We start from the raw sequence: 17,799 nt of genomic DNA on the forward strand, positions 1-17,799 counted from the left end.
CCCTCCCCCGCGGCCGGTCACTGGCCTGCGGGTTGCTCCTGCTTTATGTCGCCGGGGCCGCCCTCGCCGGTTCCCCCGGTGCCGGAGTCCCCGTCCGTACCGGATTCCCCGCCCGTACCGGAGTCGCGGCCCCCGGCCTTCTCCAGTTCGGCGGCGCGCTTGGCGGCCTCGGCGATCTGGCGCTTGGCGGCGGTGGCGTAGATGTCCACGTACTCCTGGCCGGACAGCTTCATGATCTCGTACATCACCTCGTCGGTGACCGAGCGCAGGATGAAGCGGTCGCCCTCCATGCCGTGGTAGCGGCTGAAGTCCAGCGGCTTGCCGATCCGGATGCCGGGGCGGATGGAGAGCTTGGGCATCACCTGGCCGACCGGCTGCACCTTCTCGGTGTCGATCATCGCGACCGGGATCACCGGGGCGCCGCTGGCCAGCGCGACACGGGCGAGCCCGCCGGGCTTGCCGCGGTAGAGGCGGCCGTCGGGCGAGCGGGTGCCCTCGGGGTAGATGCCGAACAGCTCACCGCGCTCCAGCACCGCGATGCCGCTCTTGACCGCGGCCTCGCCCGCGCCGCGCGCGCCCGAGCGGTCCACCGGGAGCTGTCCGACGCCCTTGAAGAAGGCGGCCGTCAGCTTCCCCTTGACTCCGGGGGAGGTGAAGTATTCGGCCTTCGCGATGAAGGTGACCTTGCGGTCCAGCATCGCGGGCAGGAAGAAGGAGTCCGAGAAGGACAGGTGGTTGCTCGCCAGGATCGCCGGCCCTTCCCTGGGGATGTTCTCCAGGCCCTCCACCCAGGGGCGGAAGGCAGCCTTGAGCGGCGAGCCGATGGCGATCTTCATCGCACCGTAGAACAACCGAGGACCTCCTGTAGCCGACGGGAAGACCTTAACGCCAGTCGGGCCCGGTCTCTCCCCACGCACCCCGGCACCGCGGCCACGCCGTGACGACATCACGGCACCGTCGTGCCGCCGCCATGAAGGTGCCATGGTCACGCCACGGCCGCCCGGGCCACGCTCGCCGCGGCCACCGACGGGGCTTACCGCTTGGTATCCGGTCCGCGTACGCTGAACCTCTCACCTTCGTGTACCCGCGATCGCGCCCTCGAACAGGAGACCCACGGTGCCGCTCATGCCCGGAGCCGAGCCGTACCGCCATGACGGCGGCGAGATCGGCGTCCTGATCTGTCACGGATTCACCGGTACACCGCAGTCCATGCGTCCCTGGGGCGAATATCTGGCCGCCCGCGGGCTGACCGTCTCCGTTCCCCTGCTGCCCGGCCACGGCACCCGCTGGCAGGACATGCAGGTCACCGGCTGGCAGGACTGGTACGCCGAGGTCGACCGCGAGCTGCGGTCGCTGTCCGACCGCTGCTCGCAGGTCTTCGTCTGCGGTCTGTCGATGGGCGGCACACTGGCGCTGCGGCTGGCCGAGCGGCACGGCGCCGCGATCAGCGGGCTCGTGCTGGTGAACCCGTCGGTGAAGGCCGACAGCCTCCAGCTCAAGGCGGTGCCCGTGCTGCGGCACCTGGTGCCGTCCGTGCCCGGTATCGCCAGCGACATCGCCCGTGAGGGCGGCGCCGAACTCGGCTACGACCGGACGCCGCTGCACGCCGTGCACTCGCTCAGCAAGTTCTGGCCCGTCGTGCACGCCGGGCTGCCGCAGGTCACCCAGCCGCTGCTGCTCCTGCACAGCAGGGTCGACCATGTGGTGCACCCGTCGAATTCGGCGGTGGTGCTCAGCAAGGTCTCCTCGACCGATGTCACCGAGCGGGTGCTGGAGCGCAGCTTCCACGTCGCCACGCTCGACCACGACGCCGAGCAGATCTTCACGGAGTCGTACGACTTCATCCAGCGGCTGTCCCGGCCGGGCGGGGAGCCCGCAGGGGACCTCGCCGAGGGCGGCGCGGCCGACGAAGCGGTAAAGGGGGGTACGGCCGGTGGCTGACCGCGAGGACGAGGGCACCGCACCGCAGGAGGAGCCGGCCCGTCCGCCGCTCGACGAGGACGCGGCGTGGGCCGCGCTGATCGCCGGATACGACGACGAGCCCGAGCCGGGGTCGGTGGCGTGGCCGGACTCGGAGAACGTCACGGAGACGGCCTCGGGACCCACCACGTCGGGCACGGGTCAGCGGCCGGGCGACCGGTCGGCGGACGGCTCGGGGGCCGGCTCCGGGCGTGCCTCGGGGAACAGCCCGGGGGACGGCTCCGCGGACGCGGAGAAGGACGGCGAGAAGGACGACGAGGGCGAGGCCGGGACCGGCACGAAGGCGGACGCCGGACGTCCCGCGCTGCCCGGCTCCAGCCGCAGCATCGTCGTGCACCCGGTCATCCAGGGTCCGCGCGACTACGAACTGGCCGACGACGACGAGGACGCGCATTACGTGCCGCCCGAGCCGCCGCCGCTGCCCGACGCGGACGTCACCACGAAATTCGCCTGGATCGCGGTCCTGGGCGGACCGCTGCTCATGCTGGGCTTCGTCCTCTTCCAGGTCGAACTCACCTGGTGGGCCATCCTCTTGGGCGTCGGCGGCTTCCTCGGCGGCTTCACGACGCTGGTCGCGCGGATGCGTACGGGAGAGGACGACGACGACCTGCCGGGCGGCGGGGCCGTCGTCTGAGGCCCCGCGTCCCTGACGAGGAGCGGCGGCGGGGCTATCCCGCCGCTTCCGCCTCGGCTTCGGCCTCGGCACCGGCCCGCGCGTCCGCCCCGGCCTCCGTTTCCGCGTCGCCCTCCGCTTCCGCCTCCATCGCGGTGGCGGGTACCCGGAGCGCGGCGAGCACCGGCATGTGGTCGGTGGCCGCGTACAGATCGGCCTCGTTGACTCCGGGCAGGCCCAACGGGACCCCGCAGCCCAGCACCTCGATGCCCGGTGTGCTGAAGACGGCGTCGATCCGCTGGAACGGCGCCCGGTGGTTGGTGATCTCGGCGCCCCACGGCGCGGTGGCGTAGCCGTCCTGGAGGACGTCGGCGATCCGGGAGAAGCCGGGGCGGTCCGGCGGCTCGTTGAAGTCGCCGCCCAGCACCACATACGGCTCGCCCATCGCGGCCACCCGGTCCAGTACGTATCCGGCCTGCTCGTACCGCTCGGCGGGCGACAGGCTCAGGTGGGTGGAGACGGCGGCCAGCCGCGCGCCGCCGATCCTGAGCACGGCGGTCGCGAACCCCCGCTGGTGCAGCGGGGGCCGGTGCGGCATGAGCGGATCCTCCACCCGCTCCACATGCGCGCGGAGCGAGGAAAGGATCATCGGGCCCGCGGCGGTCGCCCCGCCGGTCACGTACACCAGGCCGGACGCACGGGCGAGGCGGGCCGCGGCCTTACGCCATCGGAAGAACCGCGGAGCCTCTTGGACGAGGACGAGATCGGGGGCGCAGGCTCGGATCACCCGGGCCAGCGCCGCCGTGTCGTCCCGCATGGAACGGATGTTGTAGCTGAGCACGCGGACGACCGCCGAGCCCCCCGGCTCGGTGGCGGAACTCGGCAGATCCTCCACTGTCATCGTGTCAGCCCTGTCGTGCCAGGTCGGCCGCGCCCACCAGCCCCGCCTTGCCGCCGAGTTGGGCGGCCAGCACCTGCGCGTGCGGACGCCACTCCCCGCCGATCAGCCAGCGCCGGAAGGACTTGCGGATCGGGTCGAGGACCAGTTCGCCCTCGTCCGACACACCGCCTCCGACGATGAACGCCGACGGGTCGAAGAGCGAGGCCAGGTCGGCCAGCCCCGCGCCCGCCCAACGGGCCAGCTCGCGGAAGGAGTCGACGGCGACCGGGTCGCCCTGGCGGGCGGCGGCACTGATGTGCCTGCCCTCGATGCCGTCCACCGTGCCGTCGCCGAGGGCGAGCAGCACTTCCGCGTTCTCCGGGGTCGCGTTGGCCCGCTGCTTCGCGTACCTGACCAGCGCGCGCCCGGACGCGTACTGCTCCCAGCAGCCCTGACTGCCGCAACCGCACAGCAGCCCGTCGGGCACGACCCGGATGTGACCGAACTCGGCCGCGACGCCGAACCGGCCGCGCCGCAGCTTGTTGCCGATGATGATGCCGCCGCCGAGACCCGTTCCGAGCGTGATGCAGATCACATCGGAATGTCCCTGCCCGGCACCGAACCGGTACTCGCCCCAGGCCGCCGCGTTGGCGTCGTTCTCCACGACCACGGGGAGCCCGACACGCTGCTCGACCTTGTCCTTCAGTGCCTCGTGCCGCCAGTTGATATTGGGGGCGAAGAGGACGGTGGCGCGCTTGTCGTCGACATAGCCGGCGGCGCCGATGCCGACGGCTTCGATCTGGTGACCGGTGCTGACCTGGCGTACCGCCTCCACGATCGCGTCGATGACGCCCTCGGGAGTCGGCGGCGTCGGCACCTTGACGGTCTCGAGAATCGAGCCTTCCTCGTCGACCACGCCGGCCGCGATTTTGGTGCCGCCGATGTCGACGCCGATGGTGAGTCCCATGTGTCCCTCAGTTTTCGGTCGATCCCCGCTTAGGAGAACCGTACCGGAGGGGAGGTCAGTCGAGGTCGATGTGTTCAGTCGGTGAACTCGGAGCGCGGTCCTCGCCCGTCCACCGCGTCTCGTGTTGGGCCACCGCAGAGCGGTATGCGGCGAGCAGTTCGGCTCCCGCGGCCGTCAGATGGTCGAACACATCCGGATTACGGTCCTTGATGGGTTCGACAACTGAACGCACCTGGGACATGACGCCCTGGGCGGCCATCTGTACCGCGGGGTTCCGCAGCGCCCCCAGTTTGTCCGTGACGGCCTCGCCGAACGCCTCCGCGAGGCGGCGCAGCTCCTCGCCCGCGCTGCCGACTCCCTGCCCCGCCTGCTCGCGCCGTCTGGCGTGCTCGGCCGCGATGTCCTCGGCGCTGGCCTTCGCCCAGGCGTCGGCGTCGGGACGTTCCGTGGATTCGCTCATGATCGGCTCCAAAAGGGGCGCTCCGGGCTGGTTGCGTCGGCTCCCTCGACGGTACCCGACCGGCCGACGGGACAGCGGGTACCGGCGGCGGGCAGCCGGGAACGGGCAGCCGGCGCCGGGGAGCCCGGGGAGGGCCGGGGGCGTCCGCTCAGTTCGGCCAGAGCGCCGGATCGGGCGTGAACCGTACGCGCAGCACGCCGTCCCGCAGCGCGGCGCCGGAGACCGTACAGCGGCGCAGGGCGGACGGCAGCGGCACGATCCGCCGGAAGCCGCCCGCGTCCAGGACGAGTTCGTCGCCGCGGCGGACCAGGTCGAGCCCTTCGCGGCTCGCGCCGGGCAGCGGCAGCGACCACACGAAGTGGCCCTCGGCCGCGAGGCGGTCGTCGACGGTCCAGGGGTCCGCGGCCCGCGAACCCGAGACACCGGCTTGCGGAGAGCGGTGCTCGAAGGTGCCGACGGCCAGCGCCGCCAGTTCCGCGGGTCCTTGCGGTTCCGCGCCCAGGTGCGGCAGTTCGCGCAGCGCCACCGCGTCGGCCGCGCAGGTCTCGGCCATCGCCTTGAGCCGGTCCTGCTGGCGGGCGCCGAGCCCGGCGAGGAAGGGGTCGGCGGAGTCGGCGGGCAGCAGCCGGTTGGCGACCACGGCTTCGAGGCGGTGGCCGAACAGGGCGAGTCCGGTACGGGCGTCGCGCAGGACGCGCTCGGCGTGCGGTCCCGGCTCCACGACGACCGCCACGGTCGTCCCGGTGTCCTCGATCACCGACTGCACGGCGGACAGCTCGCGGTCGGCGCGGGCGGCGGCCTCGTACGCCCACTCGGCGGGCATCGGGACCCCGGCGAGCTGGGCGAGCACCGGGCGCAGCGCGCGGGCGGCCTGCCGGTCGGCGGGCAGCAACCGCCGCAGGTAGCGCCGCAGTTGTTCCGGCAGGGCGAGCAGCGCGACGGCGTCGCGCACGGGCGGCAGGTCGACGACGACCAGGTCCCACGGCGGCCGGTCGTCGTGGCCGACGGTGTGCACGTCGCGCAGCGCCCGCAGCAGGGCGAGCGCGTCGGCGCCGGGGACCTCGGTCAGCTCCTCGGGGTCGAGGGGGGCCGCGCCGAGCATGTCGAGCAGGGTGCCGATCCGCTGCTGGAGGTCGAGGGTGGCGGCCCGGTAGGAGGCGGCGGTGTCGACGGCCGCGACCCGCAGTTCCGGCACGCCGTCCACCGCGCTGGGGCGGCCGAGCGCGGGTGATCCGGACAGCGGTCCCGCGGCCTCGGGCGCTGCGGACAGCGGCAGCAGGGCGGCCACGTCGGCGCGGTCGCCGGTGAGCAGCACCGTACGGACGCCGTCGCGGGCGGCGGCCACGGCGGTCGCCGCCGCGACCGTGGTGCGGCCCGCGCCTCCGTGGCCGGTGACGAGCAGGGTGCGGGGCGGTCGCGGGGCGCGGGTCACCGGGTCAGGCCGGGTCGTCGGGCTTGGCGGCGGAGTCGGCCGCGGCGTCGGCGGAGTCCGGCACGCCGGCCGCGTCCCCGCCCTCACCGCTCCCGGACTCGACGCGCTTCTTCAGGCCCGCGAGCGCCCGGTCGATGATGACCTTCTCCGCCTTGCGCTTGATCATGCCGAGCATGGGGATCTTGACGTCCACGGTGAGCTGGTACGTCACCTCGGTGCGCGTGCCGCCGTCGCGCGGCGCGAGGGCGTAGGAGCCGTCGAGGGTGCGCAGCATCTGGGACTTGACCAGCGACCAGCGCACCTCGGTGGCGCTGATCCAGGTGTACGCCAGGGTGTGGTCGTCCTTGATCGCCCCGGCGTCGAGCACCAGCCGGACCTGCTCGGCGCGGCCTTCGGCGTCGGTGGCGAGGACTTCCGCCTCCTTGACCTCTCCCGTCCACTCCGGGTAGCGGCCGAAGTCGGCGATGACGCCCATGACGGCGGCCGGAGCCGCCTCGATCGTGATGCTCGACTTCGTGTGTTCCGCCATCGCCGTAGCCCCTCCGGGACATCGCATGCCATTGCTGCTGAAGGCTACCGCGTGCAGGTGGGGCGGCCGTCACCGCTGCGGGCGCCGCCGGTCGCGTCCGGCGGCGCGGTCACCACTCCAGGACCCACGGCCGGCGGGTGTGGTTGAAATGCCCGACGTTGACGCATTCGGTGCGGCCGATCCGGGTGCGCGGCACCAGCGGCTGGTGGACGTGGCCGAAGAGCGCGAATTTGGGCCGGCCGGTGTGGATCGCCTCCAGCAGCGCCTGGCTGCCGCGTTCGAAGCGCCGGGCGGCGGTGTCGTAGCAGAGTTCCGGGATCGCGGGCGGGATGTGGGAGCAGAGCACGTCGACCGGGCCGAGGGCGGCGACCTTGGCCGCGTACTCCTCCTCGGAGATTTCGTACGGGGTGCGCATCGGGGTGCGCAGGCCGCCGCCGACGAAGCCGAAGACCCGGCCGCCGATCTCGGCGGTCGCGCCGTCCAGGACGGTGGTGCCGGGGCCCGCGTACTCCGGCCAGAGGGCCGGGATGTCGACGTTGCCGTAGGTGGCGTACGTCGGGGCGGGGAAGGCGGCGAACAGCTCCGCGTACTGCTTGCGTACCGCGGACTCGATGGCGGTGCGCCGGTCGATCCCGGCCCACAGCTCCTGGTCCAGGACCCTGGCCTCGTCGAAGCGGCGGGCGGTGCGCAGCTCGACCATCCGGTCGGCGTTGGCGACGCCGAAGAGGTCGGGGAAGATGCCGCGGGAGTGGTCGGCGTAGTCGAGGAAGAGGACCAGGTCGCCCAGGCAGACCAGCGCGTCCGCGCCGTCCCCGGCCCGGCTCAGGGCCTCGGCAGCGCCATGGACGTCACTCACCACATGGACCCGCATGCGGACACTTTATAGCTGGGCACGCCCTAGCGGGTCAGCGGCGGCCCGGCCGGGCGCTGGACTACTCTTCCGGGCAGGAACCCAGCCGCTCCGCCCCGGTGTGTGAAGCGCGTGTGATGTGTGTGTGACGCTGAGAACATCTGTACGGCCCCCCTATCGCCAGAGCTTTACCGATGGGTAACGTCCACGCCGTCCACATCTTCCCTCCGGGTGCGCCGTGGCACCGATGAGGAGCAGCCGCCTTGCGTGAGTTCAGTCTTCCGGCCCTGTACGAGGTCCCCGCGGACGCCAATCTGACGGATCTGATCCGCCGCAACGCCGCTCAGCATCCGGACACCGCCGTCGTCGCCCGCAAGGACTCCGCGGGCCGGTGGCAGGACGTCAGCGCGACGGGTTTCCTCGCCGAGGTGCGCGCCGCGGCCAAGGGTCTGATCGCCTCGGGCGTGCAGCCGGGCGACCGGGTGGCCGTGATGTCCAGGACGCGGTACGAGTGGACGCTGCTGGACTTCGCTATCTGGAGCGCGGGCGCGGTCACCGTGCCGGTCTACGAGACGTCGTCGGCGTCCCAGATCGAGTGGATCCTCAGCGACTCGGGCGCGGTCGCGGCGGTCGTGGAGTCCGAGCCGCACGAGAGCGCGGTGGAGTCCGTACGGGAGCGGCTGCCGCGGCTCAAGCACCTGTGGCGGATCGACACCGGCGCGGTGGACGCGCTGAACGCGGCGGGTACCGACATCTCCGACGCGGTGGTGGACGAGCGCAGCGCGAGCGCGGGCGCCGACTCCCCCGCGACCGTCGTCTACACCTCGGGCACCACGGGCCGCCCCAAGGGCTGTGTGCTGAGCCACCGCAGCTTCTTCGCGGAGTGCGGCAACGTGGTGGAGCGGCTGAGCCCGCTGTTCCGTACCGGGGACTCCTCGGTGCTGCTCTTCCTGCCGCTGGCCCACGTCTTCGGGCGGCTGGTCGAGGTCGCGGCCGTGATGGCGCCGATCAGGCTCGGCCATGTGCCGGACGTGAAGAACCTCACCGACGACCTCGGCTCGTTCCGGCCGACGATGGTCCTGGGGGTGCCGCGGGTCTTCGAGAAGGTCTACAACACCGCGCGGGCCACGGCGGAGGCGGGCGGCAAGGGCAAGATCTTCGACCGCGCGGCGGCCACCGCGATCGAGTACAGCCGGGCGCTGGACACCACGGCGGGCCCGTCGCTGAAGCTGCGGTTCACGCACAAGGTCTTCGACCGGCTCGTGTACGCCAAGCTCCGCGCGGTCCTCGGCGGCCGGGCCACCCACGCGATCTCCGGCGGCGCGCCGCTGGGCGAGCGCCTCGGCCACTTCTACCGCGGTATCGGCTTCACGGTGCTGGAGGGCTACGGCCTCACCGAGTCCTGCGCGGCCACGGCCTTCAACCCCTGGGACCGTACGAAGATCGGTTCGGTCGGCCAGCCGCTGCCGGGGTCGACCGTGCGGATCGCGGACGACGGCGAGGTGCTGCTGCACGGCGAGCACCTGTTCACCGGGTACTGGAACAACGAGGCGGCGACCGCGGAGGCGGTCTCCGACGGCTGGTTCCACACCGGTGACCTGGGCTCGCTCGACGAGGACGGCTATCTGTCGATCACCGGCCGGAAGAAGGAGATCATCGTGACGGCGGGCGGCAAGAACGTCGCGCCCGCGGTGATCGAGGACCGGATCAGGGCGGACGCGCTGGTCGCCGAGTGCATGGTGGTCGGTGACGGGCGCCCGTTCGTGGCGGCGCTGATCACCCTGGACGAGGAGTTCCTGCCGCACTGGGCCGAGCAGCACGGCAAGGCGGGCGCGGGCGTCGCCGAGCTGGCGGCCGACCCGGAGCTGCTGGCGGCCGTGCAGCGCGCGGTGGACGAGGGCAACGCGGCCGTCTCCAAGGCCGAGTCGGTGCGGAAGTTCCGTATTCTGCCGACCCAGTTCACGGAGGAGTCCGGCCACGTCACGCCGTCGCTGAAGCTGAAGCGGAATGTCGTCCTGACGGACTTCGCGGCGGAGATCGAGGCCCTTTACCAGCGCTGAGGTTCTGTCCTCACACGCCGGACGGGCTGATTTCGGCGAGGGCGCTGTCCATGAGCCGCTCCGCGAGCGCGGTGATCGTCACGAACGGGTTGACGCCGATGGAGCCGGGGATCAGGGAGCTGTCGGTGACGTAGAGGTGGTCGTAGCCGCTGACACGGCCGTACGCGTCGGTGGCGCGGCCGAGCGGCAGGCCGCCCAGCGGGTGGTAGCAGAAGTCGTCGGCGAAGGCTTTGTTGCCGCCGAAGAGGTCGTAGCGGTAGATCGTGCCCTGCTTGCGGTTGATCCGGTCGAAGAGGGTCTTGGCGGCCTTGACCGAGGGCTGGTTCTGGGCGAGCGTCCAGTTCAGCCGGGCGGAGTCCGTGGCGGCGTCGTAGGAGAAAGTGCCGCGTTCGGGGTTCTTGGTGATGGCCAGGTAGAGGCTGATCCAGGTCTCGAAGCCGATCGGGAGCGGCGCGATCTCGGCGAAGACCGGGTTGCTCGCGTTGGACCAGTCGTCGATGCCCATGACGGGGATGGTGGACTGGTGCGCCCCGGTGGGATTCCACAGGTAGTTGGCGCGGGCGAGCATGATGTTGCCGTTGCCGCCCCAGGCGGTGCCCACGCTCGCGTTGAGTTGCGGGAGGGTGCCGGTCTCGCGGGCCCTGACCAGGATCTCGGTGGAGCCGAGGCTGCCCGCGGCGAGGAAGAGGTAGCGACAGCCGACCTCGCGGGTCTCCACGACCGCGCCGGTCAGGTCGATCCGGTCGACGGTCAGGACGTACGTGCCGTCGGCCGCTCTTCTCACGGCTCTGACCCGGCTGAGGGTCTCTATGGTGACGTGTCCGGTGCCGAGCGCCGAGGCCAGATAGGTCTTGTCGACGCTGCGCTTGCCGTGGTTGTTGCCGTAGATGACCTCCTGGTCCAGCGCGGACTTGGTGGCGGTGCCCGCGGCCTCGGCCTTCATGTACGAGAAGTCGTACACGTTCGGCACGAAGGTGGTGTTGAGGCCGGCGCTGTGGGCCTGGTCGCGGGAGACGCGGGCGAACTGGTACCACTCGGTGGACTCGAACCAGGCGGGGTCGACGGTGTTGACGCCGAGCATGCTGGTGGCGCGTGGGAAGTACGTGGAGTACATCGCGGTGGAGTCGACCTGCGGGAGGACTTCCTCGAAGTACGCGCGGGACGGGGTGACGGCCATGCCGCCGTTGACCAGTGAGCCGCCGCCGACACCGCGGCCGACGTAGACGGACATGTCGCCGTAGTGCACACGGTCCAGGACGCCGGGGTAGGGGGTGATGTCCTTGTTGACGAGGTCGAGCCAGAGGAAGGTCGCCAGCGGCGCCTCGGTGCGGCTGCGGAACCACATCGACCGCTGGTCGGGCGAGCTGGTGTTGCAGAAGATCTTGCCGTCGGCGGCGGGGGTGTCCCACAGCCGTCCCATCTCCAGGACGGTCGTGGTGACACCGCGCTGGCCGAGCCGGAGGGCGGCGACGGCGCCGCCGTAGCCGGAGCCGATCACGATCGCGGGGCTGAAGGTGGTGGCGGCGGGCTCCGCCTGCGCGGCGGACGCGGGGGTCGCGGAGAGCGCGATACGGGTGAGGCCGAGTGCTGCTGCGGTCTGGAGGGCGCCGAGTCCCAGAAAGTGACGGCGCGTCAGGTCTGATGTCATGCGCGCATGATGGGCGGGTCCGCGTGAACCCTCCATGCCCATGACGCATGGTCTTTTACGGCGGCCGGTTCTCGTACGACGACGGCGCCGGGACGGCGGCCGTGACCGCGCCCAAGGGGTTACAGCAGGGACGTGAGCCGCTGCGCCAGCAGGTCCCAGCGCCAGGCGTCCTCGACCCAGCGACGGCCGCGCTCGCCCATCCGGGCGCGCAGTTCGGGGTCGCGCAGCAGGGTCAGGACGCGGTCGGCGCACTGCGCGGGCGAGCCGCCCGCGACCACCCAGCCGGTCTCGCCGTCCAGGACCGCGTCGGGCGCGCCGCCGGAGTCGCCCGCGATCACCGGCAGCCCGGTCGCGGACGCCTCCAGGTAGACGATGCCGAGCCCTTCGACGTCCAGGCCGCCGCGCCGGGTCCTGCACGGCATCGCGAAGACGTCACCGGCGCCGTAGTGGGCGGGCAGCTCCTCCCACGGCACGGGCCCGGTGAAGCGCACCGCGTGGCCGACGCCGGTCCGCTCCGCCAGCTTCTCCAGGTCCCCCCGGTACGGTCCGCCGCCGACGATCAGCAGCGCGGTGTCCGGCACCTCGTGCAGAATCCGGGGCATGGCCTGGATCAGCGTGTCCTGGCCCTTGCGCGGCACCAGCCGCGACACGCACACCACCACCGGGCGGTCGGCGAGGCCGAGCCTGGCCCGTACCACCGCGCCGCCCGAGCCGGGGTGGAAGGTCTTCTCGTCGACGCCCGGCGGCAGTTGGACCATCCGGGCGGCGGCGGCCGGGGTCAGCGCGGCGGCGATCCGGGAGCGGGTGTACTCGCCGAGGTAGGTGAGGGTGTCGGTGCCCTCGCCGATCCGGCGCAGCAGCGAGCGGCTGGCGGGGAGCTGCGCCCAGCCCGCCTCGTGCCCGTGCGTGGTGCCGACCAGCCGCCGCGCCCCGGCCTTGCGCAGCGCGGGCGCCATCAGGCCGAGCGGGGCGGCGGCGCCGAACCAGACGGAGGAGCAGCCGTGTTCCCGCAGCAGGTCGGCGGCGCGCCGGGTGACCCTGCGGGTGGGCAGCAGCATCGAGGTGCGGTCGCGGACCACGGGGAAGGGCTGCTCCGCGTCGAAGCGGGCGACCTCGGCGCCGTCCTTCCAGGCGGAGGTGTAGACGACGACCTGTCCCGGGTCCATCCGCAGCGCCATGCTGTGCACGAAGGACTGGATGCCGCCGGGCCGGGGCGGGAAGTCGTTGGTCACGATCAGGGTCTTGTCCATCGCCGCCGACAGTACCCGCTCACGCGGTGTTCACCCGGCTGGCCGCCACCGGCCGCGTCCGTCCCGCGACCGGGCCGCCGCTCACCGCATGATGCGTATCGTGACAAACACACATATCAGCGGTCGGGGCTGGGCCGTGCTCACCTGGGTCGTCACCCGAGCCGCGTTCTTGTTGTTCGTGTTCGAGGTCGTCCACTTTCCCGGCCAGTACATCGCCCACGATGTCTCGTCCGTCTACCACCGCTGGTACGGGGTGCTGAGCACGGGCAGCTTCCCGCTGCACGACGTGACCTGGCAGTACCCGCCGGGGGCCGCGCTGGTGATCCTCGCGCCCGGCCTGCTGCCCTTCCTCAGCTACACCGCCGCCTTCTTCTGGCTGGCCTTCCTGGCGGACGCGGTGATCCTGGCGGTGCTGCTGCGCGACTCGCGGGTCAGGCGCGGCGGCCGGATGGCCGGGGTGTGGGTCTGGGTCGGCGGCGGCGCGCTGCTCGGCCCGATCATCTACGCCCGCTACGACGTGATGGTCACCGCCGTCGCCGTGGCGGGGCTGCTCCTGCTGCCGCGCCGCCCGAAGGCGGGCGGGGTGCTGGCCGGGGTGGGCGCCATGCTCAAGGTGTGGCCGCTGCTGCTGCTCATCGGGACGCCCCGCGGCCGTACCACCCGGCGGTCGTGGATCTCGGCGGCGGTGACGATGGCGGTGATCGCGCTCGCCTTCCACCTGGCCATGCCGGGCTCGCTGTCCTTCCTCACCTTCCAGCGCGACCGCGGCACCGAGGTCGAGTCGCTGGGCGCCACCGTCTTCCACATCGCCCGGCACTTCGGCTGGCACGGCACCGCGCGGATGCACTACGGGTCGGTCGAGTTCATCGGCCCGCATGTGCACCTGGTGAGCACCGCGGCGATGGCGCTGTCCCTGCTGGCCTTCGCCTGGCTGCTGCTGTGGCGGGTGCGGGCCCGCTCGTACTCGGTCGCCACGCCCTTCGACGCGGCCTTCACCGCGGTGCTGGTCTTCACCACCACCAGCCGGGTGATCAGCCCGCAGTACATGGTGTGGCTGGTCGGCATCGGCGCGGTCTGCATGACGCTGCGGGAGTCGGTGGTACGGCGGCCGGTCGCGCTGATGCTGGGCGCGACGCTCTTCACCACGCTGGAGTTCCCGATCTTCTTCGAGGACATCGCCCACAGCGACAAGCTGGGCGTGGCGCTGATCGTCACCCGTAACGGCCTGCTCGTCCTGGCGTCCCTGAGCGCCTGCCGTCGGCTGTGGGCGGCCACCGTGCCGCGCCGCGCGGCGCGCGGCGCGGTCGAGGGGGAGCCCGCCGACGCCCCGGCCGCGGTGCTGACCCGAGCCGAGCGGGTCGGGGTGCACGACAAGGGCTAGAACGTGTCCTGCGGGGCGGCCGGGCGCCAGGCGCGGGCGGCGGCGATGCGTTCGGCAGGGGTGGGGTGGGTGCCGAACATCAGGTGCAGGGCGCGCGGCGGGTCGGGGTCGCCGATGTTCGCGACCGTCAGGCGGCGCTGCATCGCGATGAACTCGGCCGGGTCCGCGGTCAGTTCGAGGGCGTGCCGGTCGGCGCGCCGCTCGACCCCGCGGCTCACCGCGCAGCCCAGCGGCCCGGCGACGGCGCCGCCGACAGTGGCGACGGCCGCCAGCAGCCAGGCGGAGCGCGGGTCCGCGAAGTCGTCGGCGCCCGCGAGGTCGAGCAGGGGCCGCCAGGTCACCACGGCGGCCAGGACGCACACGCCGACGGCCGCGCCCAGCGCGCCGAGCGCGGTGCCGCGCGGCACGTCCCGGTGCACGACGTGGCCGAGTTCATGGGCGACCACCAGTTCCACCTCGCGCGGCTGCGCCGTGGTCAGCAGGGTGTCGTAGACGACGATGCGGCGGGTGCGGCCGAAGCCGGACACGTACGCGTTGAGCGCGGTCGTACGGCGCGAGGCGTCGGCGACCAGCACATCCTCGACGGTGACGCCGTCGCGGGCGGCGAGCGCCAGCAGGGCGTCCCTGGGGGGGCCCGGCTCCATCGGCGTGAAGCGGTTGAACAGCGGCTCGAAGATCATGGGCGCCGCCCAGGACATCAGGACGGTCAGCGCGGCGGCGCCGAGCGCGGCCCACGCCCACCAGTGGCCGGTCGCCCCGGCGAGGGCGTAGACGGCGAAGAGCGCGCCGAAGGTCAGCGGCAGCGAGATCAGCAGGCCGCGCAGCACGTCCGTCCACCACCCGCCCCAGCCCTGCGTCACCAGGCCGAACCGGCGGCGCACCACGCGCCCGCGCGCCGCGAAGGGCAGCCCCAGCACCTCGGGCAGCAGCACCAGGGACACCGCCGCGCCCGCCACCCGGCCGCCCCACGTCCCGCCGCCGAACGCCGCGACCAGCCCCGCTCCCCCGGTCGTCAGCCCCAGCCCCAGCATCAGCCCCAGCGCTGCCACCCGCCCGCCGAGCGTGACCGGCCACACCCCCCGCCGCAAAGCCCGCGCCCGCCCGACCTCCTCCGCACTGAAGTCCCCCACCCCCGCAGCCGAAGACCCGGCGTCCGCCGCAGGCGAAGATCCTGTTGGCTGCGGCGTGGTGTGCGGGGGGCGTCCTGGGGCGGCGTTCGACGGAGGCGGGGGCCGGTGGGCCGGGGGTTCCGCGGCGGGGTCACGGGTCATGGCAGCTCCTGGTGGAGGTAGGCGCGCCAGCGGGCGGTGAAGGCGGGGAGGGTGGTGCCGAGAGTCGTGCGCAGGTGGGAGTCGACGGTGCCGCCGGAGGCGACGGCGCGGTAGAAGGCGACGAGCGCGTCCGGGGACCACTGGTCGGCGATCAGGCGGCAGGCGAGCCAGCCGCCCTCGTAGGCGCGGGAGAGGCTGTCGGCGTCGGCGGAGTGGAAGTCGGCGTCGGCGGGCAGCGCGGCGGGGACGCGGCCCGCGGCGACGGCGGCGGCCAGCTCCGGGGCGAGCTCGCGGGCGGTGCGGCCCGCCGTACGGTAGGCGGTCCAGTCGGCGGCGCCCTCGGAGAGCCACAGCGGGGTGCGGGCGGTGGTCCACGCGCGGGTGGCGACATGCGTGGTCTCGTGGGTGAGCACGGTCTGCCGGCCGAAGGCGGAGAGCCCGCTGAACGCCTCGGGGTTGATGATCACCCGGTCGGAGCCGACCCGCGCGCTGCCGCCGCCCTCGCCCGTGGTGACGGCGGCGATGTTGCGGTAATCGGCCGGGTCCGCGTCGGCCAGCGCGGCCATCTGGTCCAGCGTGCGCGGCACCTCGACCACCACCTTGCCCGACCACCCGGCGCCGCCCCAGGTCCGCCGGACCTCCGGCACCGCCCGGTCCACGTCCTCGGCGTAGCCGCGCAGCCCGGCGGCGTCGCCGAGCCCGAGCACCAGGCTGTCCGTGCCGCGCACCACCGTCACCCGGCCCTGGTCCCACAGCTGTACGGCGCCGCGGTGCCCGGACGCGGCGCCGTCGTCGTCCCCGGCCACGTACCAGCTCCCGCCCCGCCGGGACAGCGTCAGGTAGTCGGTCGCGGCGACCGGCGCCGCGTCGAATCCGCTGAGCCGGTACCGCAGTTGGACCTCGGCCGCGGCCCGTACCGTGCCGTCGGCGGTCGGCGGCAGGCCGAACGCGCCGGTCCGCACCAGCCGGTAGGACCAGTCGGCCAGCGGCACGTCCGCGATGTCGGTGAACATCGCCTTCTGCCGGTCGAGGAAGCGCGTCGCCCGCGGGTCGATCCCGGCGAGGAAGGCCGCCCGGTCGTGGTGCAGCACCGCGGAGGCCCGCCGGTCGAGCGCCTGCCGGATCCCGGCGTCGGTGGCGTCCGCCGTGGGCCGCCCGCCCGAGGCGGTCCCGCCGCACCCGGCGACGAGCGCCGCCAGCAGCGCCAGGGACAGGCCGAGCGCCGCCGCCCGGACACGGGAAGCGGTCGGCGTACGTCGGAGGGGCGCCACGGCCATGGGCCCGATCGTACGGCCCCGAGGACGCCCCCCACGGCCGGGGCGCCGCGCCCTTACGGCCGGGTCACGGCCGTGATCGGCATCATGCCGACCGGGTCGTAGCGGACCCTGGCACCGGGGTAGGGGGCGTGGATGACCTGGCCGCCGCCGACGTACATCGCGACATGGCTGGCGTCGCCGCGGTAGATCACCAGATCGCCGGGCCGCGCCTGGTCCAGCGGCACCCGCTGCCCGGCGTTCATCTGCTCCTGCGAGGTGCGCGGCAGCGCGACCCCGGCCCGTGCGTACGAGTACTGCATCAGGCCCGAGCAGTCGAAGGAGTTGGGCCCGGTGGCGCCCCAGACGTAAGGGGCGCCGACCATCTGGCGGGCGGCGGCCACGGCCATCGCACCGCGCCCCGAGGCGGCGGGCAGATTCGGGATGCTCGGCAGGTCGGCGGTCGTACGGTCGCGGGAGGCGCGCCCGGCGTCCATGCCGGGACGGTATCCGGCGCGCTGGGCGGCGGGCATCGCGTTGAGCAGCCGCTGGGCCTCGGCGAGCGCCCGCTGCACCGACCGCTTGCGGTCCTGGAGCACCGCCCCGGCCTTGTCCAGTTCGGCGAGCTTGCCCGCCGCCTGGGAGCGCTGCTGGAGCAACAGCCGCTCGGCCTCCTGGAGTTGGCGCAGCCGCCCGGCCTGCTGGGCGCTGAGCCGGTCCAAGGTGGTGGCCCGGTCCAGGTACTGGTCGGGGTCCGAGGACATCATCAGGGCGAGCGAGGGGTCGATGCCGCCGCTGCGGTACTGCTCGGAGGCGAGCGAACCCAGTTCCTGCCGCATGTCGTTGACCCGCTGCTGCCCCTCGGCGGCCCGGTCCTGGAGGGTGGTCAGGTCGGCGCGGAGCCGCTTGGCGTGCTCCTGCGCCGCGTTGTACTTCTCGGTGGCCTGCTCGGCCTGCTGGTAGAGCCGGTCGAGCCGGGACGCCGTGTCGGGTGCGCCCCCGCCGGGATCGGCCGAGGCGACCTGCGCCGCACCGCCGGACAGCGCCGCGGTGGCCGCGGCGGCCGCGGACAGCACGGTGACCCGGGTGGTGCGGGCGGCGAAGCCCGGCTGTGGGGAGCGTCGATGGGAAGCCACGGGAGCTGACAGTAGTCAGCGCGACGCGGAGAGTTCAAAGAAGGCGCGGCCCCCGCATCGCCGCGCCGCGCCTCCCGCCCAGGTCACAC

Annotated in this window: 16 protein-coding genes; 4 read left to right on the plus strand and 12 right to left on the minus strand. The window is 73.2% G+C overall.

What is annotated here, in order from left to right; genetic code table 11:
- Window positions 1–17 precede the first annotated feature (17 nt).
- On the minus strand, window positions 18–851 hold the full coding sequence (locus ACIO6U_RS01380) for a lysophospholipid acyltransferase family protein (RefSeq protein WP_401714738.1): 834 nt from the start codon (window positions 849–851) through the stop codon (window positions 18–20).
- 265 nt (window positions 852–1,116) lie between these two features.
- Here ACIO6U_RS01380 and ACIO6U_RS01385 point away from each other — a divergent pair, with 265 nt between their 5' ends.
- Both ACIO6U_RS01385 and ACIO6U_RS01390 read left to right on the plus strand, forming a co-directional pair.
- The gene (locus tag ACIO6U_RS01385) at window positions 1,117–1,941 is read left to right on the plus strand and encodes an alpha/beta fold hydrolase (RefSeq protein WP_355334207.1); all 825 of its coding nucleotides are present in this window, start codon (window positions 1,117–1,119) and stop codon (window positions 1,939–1,941) included.
- Window positions 1,934–2,614 carry a hypothetical protein gene (locus tag ACIO6U_RS01390; RefSeq protein ID WP_391043914.1) on the plus strand — a complete coding sequence of 227 codons (681 nt, stop codon included), beginning with the start codon at window positions 1,934–1,936 and terminating at the stop codon, window positions 2,612–2,614. The genes ACIO6U_RS01385 and ACIO6U_RS01390 overlap by 8 nt, the downstream gene beginning before the upstream one ends.
- A gap of 34 nt (window positions 2,615–2,648) precedes the next feature.
- Here ACIO6U_RS01390 and ACIO6U_RS01395 read toward each other — a convergent pair whose 3' ends face one another.
- From ACIO6U_RS01395 to ACIO6U_RS01420, 6 genes are all read right to left on the minus strand, one after another.
- Complete coding sequence (locus ACIO6U_RS01395) at window positions 2,649–3,494, minus strand: endonuclease/exonuclease/phosphatase family protein (protein ID WP_401714740.1); 846 nt, start codon at window positions 3,492–3,494, stop codon at window positions 2,649–2,651.
- Between the two features lie 4 nt (window positions 3,495–3,498).
- The gene (locus ACIO6U_RS01400) at window positions 3,499–4,440 is read right to left on the minus strand and encodes an ROK family glucokinase (RefSeq protein ID WP_355334214.1); all 942 of its coding nucleotides are present in this window, start codon (window positions 4,438–4,440) and stop codon (window positions 3,499–3,501) included.
- Window positions 4,441–4,495: 55 nt separating this feature from the next.
- Window positions 4,496–4,900, minus strand: coding sequence for a DUF5304 family protein (locus tag ACIO6U_RS01405; RefSeq protein ID WP_355334216.1), 405 nt, complete (start codon window positions 4,898–4,900; stop codon window positions 4,496–4,498).
- Window positions 4,901–5,048: 148 nt separating this feature from the next.
- Window positions 5,049–6,332: an ArsA family ATPase gene (locus ACIO6U_RS01410; protein ID WP_401714743.1), complete on the minus strand. Its 1,284-nt coding sequence runs from the start codon at window positions 6,330–6,332 to the stop codon at window positions 5,049–5,051.
- A 4-nt stretch (window positions 6,333–6,336) separates the two neighbouring features.
- Entirely contained in the window at window positions 6,337–6,861 is a 525-nt protein-coding gene (locus ACIO6U_RS01415) for an SRPBCC family protein (protein ID WP_391124148.1), read from the minus strand.
- Between the two features lie 109 nt (window positions 6,862–6,970).
- Window positions 6,971–7,732 carry a metallophosphoesterase gene (locus ACIO6U_RS01420; RefSeq protein ID WP_401714745.1) on the minus strand — a complete coding sequence of 254 codons (762 nt, stop codon included), beginning with the start codon at window positions 7,730–7,732 and terminating at the stop codon, window positions 6,971–6,973.
- A gap of 242 nt (window positions 7,733–7,974) precedes the next feature.
- Here ACIO6U_RS01420 and ACIO6U_RS01425 point away from each other — a divergent pair, with 242 nt between their 5' ends.
- Window positions 7,975–9,771 carry an AMP-dependent synthetase/ligase gene (locus ACIO6U_RS01425; protein WP_355334225.1) on the plus strand — a complete coding sequence of 599 codons (1,797 nt, stop codon included), beginning with the start codon at window positions 7,975–7,977 and terminating at the stop codon, window positions 9,769–9,771.
- 10 nt (window positions 9,772–9,781) lie between these two features.
- Here ACIO6U_RS01425 and ACIO6U_RS01430 read toward each other — a convergent pair whose 3' ends face one another.
- Window positions 9,782–11,419, minus strand: a complete 1,638-nt coding sequence (locus ACIO6U_RS01430) for a GMC oxidoreductase (protein WP_401714747.1) — start codon at window positions 11,417–11,419, stop codon at window positions 9,782–9,784.
- Window positions 11,420–11,538: 119 nt separating this feature from the next.
- The gene (locus ACIO6U_RS01435) at window positions 11,539–12,669 is read right to left on the minus strand and encodes a glycosyltransferase family 4 protein (protein WP_401714749.1); all 1,131 of its coding nucleotides are present in this window, start codon (window positions 12,667–12,669) and stop codon (window positions 11,539–11,541) included.
- 91 nt (window positions 12,670–12,760) lie between these two features.
- Between ACIO6U_RS01435 and ACIO6U_RS01440 the strand changes: the two genes are divergently transcribed.
- Window positions 12,761–14,050 carry a glycosyltransferase 87 family protein gene (locus ACIO6U_RS01440; protein ID WP_391043902.1) on the plus strand — a complete coding sequence of 430 codons (1,290 nt, stop codon included), beginning with the start codon at window positions 12,761–12,763 and terminating at the stop codon, window positions 14,048–14,050.
- On the opposite strand, the gene ACIO6U_RS01445 is transcribed toward ACIO6U_RS01440, so the two are convergent.
- From ACIO6U_RS01445 to ACIO6U_RS01455, 3 genes are all read right to left on the minus strand, one after another.
- A complete protein-coding gene (locus ACIO6U_RS01445) occupies window positions 14,047–15,099 on the minus strand; it encodes a M48 family metalloprotease (RefSeq protein ID WP_401714751.1) in 1,053 nt (350 codons plus the stop codon). The genes ACIO6U_RS01440 and ACIO6U_RS01445 overlap by 4 nt on opposite strands.
- A 218-nt stretch (window positions 15,100–15,317) precedes the next feature.
- On the minus strand, window positions 15,318–16,598 hold the full coding sequence (locus ACIO6U_RS01450; RefSeq protein WP_401714753.1) for a hypothetical protein: 1,281 nt from the start codon (window positions 16,596–16,598) through the stop codon (window positions 15,318–15,320).
- A gap of 53 nt (window positions 16,599–16,651) precedes the next feature.
- Entirely contained in the window at window positions 16,652–17,710 is a 1,059-nt protein-coding gene (locus ACIO6U_RS01455) for an NlpC/P60 family protein (protein WP_401714755.1), read from the minus strand.
- Window positions 17,711–17,799: the final 89 nt, after the last annotated feature.

It is taken from the genome of Streptomyces sp. NPDC087422, assembly GCF_044744145.1.
Taxonomy (GTDB): domain Bacteria; phylum Actinomycetota; class Actinomycetes; order Streptomycetales; family Streptomycetaceae; genus Actinacidiphila.